The following is a 3,345-nucleotide window of genomic DNA, read 5'->3' as shown; positions in this document are numbered from 1 at the left end:
ATAAGAGCCTGGCGATGACCTACTTTCACACGGGAATCCGCACTATCATCGGCGCGGAGCTGTTTCACGGACCTGTTCGGGATGGGAAGGGGTGGTTCCAGCTCGCTATGGTCACCAGGCATGAGGGGTTGCAGCGCTGAGGTTGAGGTCAACGCTGCGAATAGGGATGTAGTTGGGGTTGTGCGTATCTGGCACAAGGCGATCGACTCACCAGGCAAAACACACTGGTTATAGGATCAAGCCTTACGGGCAATTAGTACTGGTTAGCTTAACGCATTACTGCGCTTCCACACCCAGCCTATCAACGTCCTGGTCTCGAACGACCCTTCAAGGAGGTCAAGCCTCCAGGGAATCCTCATCTTCAGGCGAGTTTCCCGCTTAGATGCTTTCAGCGGTTATCTCTTCCGTACATAGCTACCCTGCGATGCCTCTGGCGAGACAACAGGTACACCAGCGGTACGTCCACTCCGGTCCTCTCGTACTAGGAGCAGCCCCCGTCAAGATTCCAACGCCCACGGCAGATAGGGACCAAACTGTCTCACGACGTTTTAAACCCAGCTCACGTACCTCTTTAAATGGCGAACAGCCATACCCTTGGGACCGGCTACAGCCCCAGGATGAGATGAGCCGACATCGAGGTGCCAAACACCGCCGTCGATATGAACTCTTGGGCGGTATCAGCCTGTTATCCCCAGAGTACCTTTTATCCGTTGAGCGATGGCCCTTCCATTCAGAACCACCGGATCACTATGTCCTGCTTTCGCACCTGCTCGACTTGTCGGTCTCGCAGTTAAGCACGCTTTTGCCATTGCACTTTAGGTACGATGTCCGACCGTACCAAGCGTACCTTCGAACTCCTCCGTTACACTTTGGGAGGAGACCGCCCCAGTCAAACTGCCTACCATGCACTGTCCCCGACCCGGATTCACGGGCCAAGGTTAGAACCTCAAACAAACCAGGGTGGTATTTCAAGGACGGCTCCACGTGAACTAGCGTCCACGCTTCAAAGCCTCCCACCTATCCTACACAGATCGGTTCAAAGTCCAATGCAAAGCTACAGTAAAGGTTCATGGGGTCTTTCCGTCTAGCCGCGGGGAGATTGCATCATCACAAACACTTCAACTTCGCTGAGTCTCGGGAGGAGACAGTGTGGCCATCGTTACGCCATTCGTGCAGGTCGGAACTTACCCGACAAGGAATTTCGCTACCTTAGGACCGTTATAGTTACGGCCGCCGTTTACCGGGACTTCAATCAAGAGCTTGCACCCCATCATTTAATCTTCCGGCACCGGGCAGGCGTCACACCCTATACGTCCACTTTCGTGTTTGCAGAGTGCTGTGTTTTTATTAAACAGTCGCAGCCACCATTTTATTGCAACCCCTTCACCCTTCTGGCGCAGGCCAGTCAAGCTACCAGGGCGTACCTTATCCCGAAGTTACGGTACCAATTTGCCGAGTTCCTTCTCCCGAGTTCTCTCAAGCGCCTTAGAATACTCATCTCGCCCACCTGTGTCGGTTTGCGGTACGGTCTCGTATGACTGAAGCTTAGAGGCTTTTCTTGGAACCACTTCCAATTGCTTCGCAGCACTAGGCCGCTCGCCCCACATCCTTGAATCCCGCGCCCGGATTTGCCTGAGCGCCTTCTCCAATGCAGGGACCGGGACTTCCAACACCCGGACAACCTTCCGCGATCCGTCCCCCCATCGCATCATACGACGGTGCAGGAATATTAACCTGCTTCCCATCAGCTACGCATCTCTGCCTCGCCTTAGGGGCCGACTCACCCTACGCCGATGAACGTTGCGTAGGAAACCTTGGGCTTACGGCGAGGGGGCCTTTCACCCCCTTTATCGCTACTCATGTCAGCATTCGCACTTCTGATACCTCCAGCATCCTTTACAAGACACCTTCACAGGCTTACAGAACGCTCTCCTACCACGCACATTGCTGTGCGTCCGCAGCTTCGGTATATAGCTTAGCCCCGTTACATCTTCCGCGCAGGACGACTCGATCAGTGAGCTATTACGCTTTCTTTAAAGGGTGGCTGCTTCTAAGCCAACCTCCTGACTGTTTTAGCCTTCCCACTTCGTTTCCCACTTAGCTATATTTGGGGACCTTAGCTGGCGGTCTGGGTTGTTTCCCTCTTGACACCGGACGTTAGCACCCGATGTCTGTCTCCCGTGATTGCACTCTTCGGTATTCGGAGTTTGCTATGGCGGGGTAATCAGCAATAGACCCCCCAACCATGACAGTGCTCTACCCCCGAAGGTGAGACACGAGGCACTACCTAAATAGTTTTCGGAGAGAACCAGCTATTTCCAGATTTGTTTAGCCTTTCACCCCTATCCACAGCTCATCCCCTAACTTTTCAACGTTAGTGGGTTCGGTCCTCCAGTACGTGTTACCGCACCTTCAACCTGGCCATGGATAGATCATCTGGTTTCGGGTCTACACCCAGCGACTCAACGCCCTGTTCGGACTCGCTTTCGCTACGCCTTCCCTAATCGGTTAAGCTTGCCACTGAATGTAAGTCGCTGACCCATTATACAAAAGGTACGCCGTCACCCGTTTCCAGGCTCCGACTGTTTGTATGCATGCGGTTTCAGGATCTATTTCACTCCCCTCCCGGGGTTCTTTTCGCCTTTCCCTCACGGTACTGGTTCACTATCGGTCGATCACGAGTATTTAGCCTTGGAGGATGGTCCCCCCATCTTCAGACAGGATTTCACGTGTCCCGCCCTACTTGTCGTACACCTAGTTCCACAATCGTGTTTTCGCATACAGGGCTATCACCTGCTATGGCCGGGCTTTCCATCCCGTTCTGCTAACACCACTGCTAAAGAGTACAAGGCTCTTCCCATTTCGTTCGCCACTACTTTGGGAATCTCGGTTGATTTCTGTTCCTGCAGCTACTTAGATGTTTCAGTTCGCCGCGTTCGCTTCCCACACCTATGAATTCAGTGTGGGATGACCCATTCGGGCCGGGTTTCCCCATTCGGACATCTCCGGATCAAAGCTTGTTTGCCAGCTCCCCGAAGCTTTTCGCAGGCTACCGCGTCCTTCATCGCCTGTGATCGCCAAGGCATCCACCACATGCACTTGTTCGCTTGACCCTATAACGAGTGTGTCTCGATTGCTCGAAACAGTCGCTACAGGATGAGTTCTCGCATTTGTGCCGTATTCCAAGTCATCTTTCGATCACTTAAATACATTTTGGTTGATACAATCACAACCCGGTATCGCGTTTTGTACTGCAGCGTCTCATCAACGCTTCGCGACACCTTTACTACATCCCATATTTTTAAAGAACAGCCGATCTTGCGATCGCTTGGCAATGCCAAATGG

At 53.0% G+C, this 3,345-nt stretch carries 1 protein-coding gene and 2 rRNA genes; all 3 read right to left on the bottom strand.

Going from position 1 to position 3,345, the window contains the following annotated elements:
* Positions 1–6: 6 nt before the first annotated feature.
* Positions 7–119, bottom strand: a 5S ribosomal RNA gene (gene rrf, locus AC3WVS_RS31155).
* Between the two features lie 113 nt (positions 120–232).
* Positions 233–3,113 (bottom strand): 23S ribosomal RNA (locus tag AC3WVS_RS31150).
* A 36-nt stretch (positions 3,114–3,149) separates the two neighbouring features.
* Positions 3,150–3,345 (bottom strand): hypothetical protein (locus tag AC3WVS_RS31145; RefSeq protein WP_492321723.1); only part of this gene is annotated, 196 nt, incomplete at its 5' end.

This window comes from Cupriavidus sp. CPT47-8839-RL05A, assembly GCF_058792255.1.
This window is presented reverse-complemented; position numbering and strand designations above follow the sequence as displayed.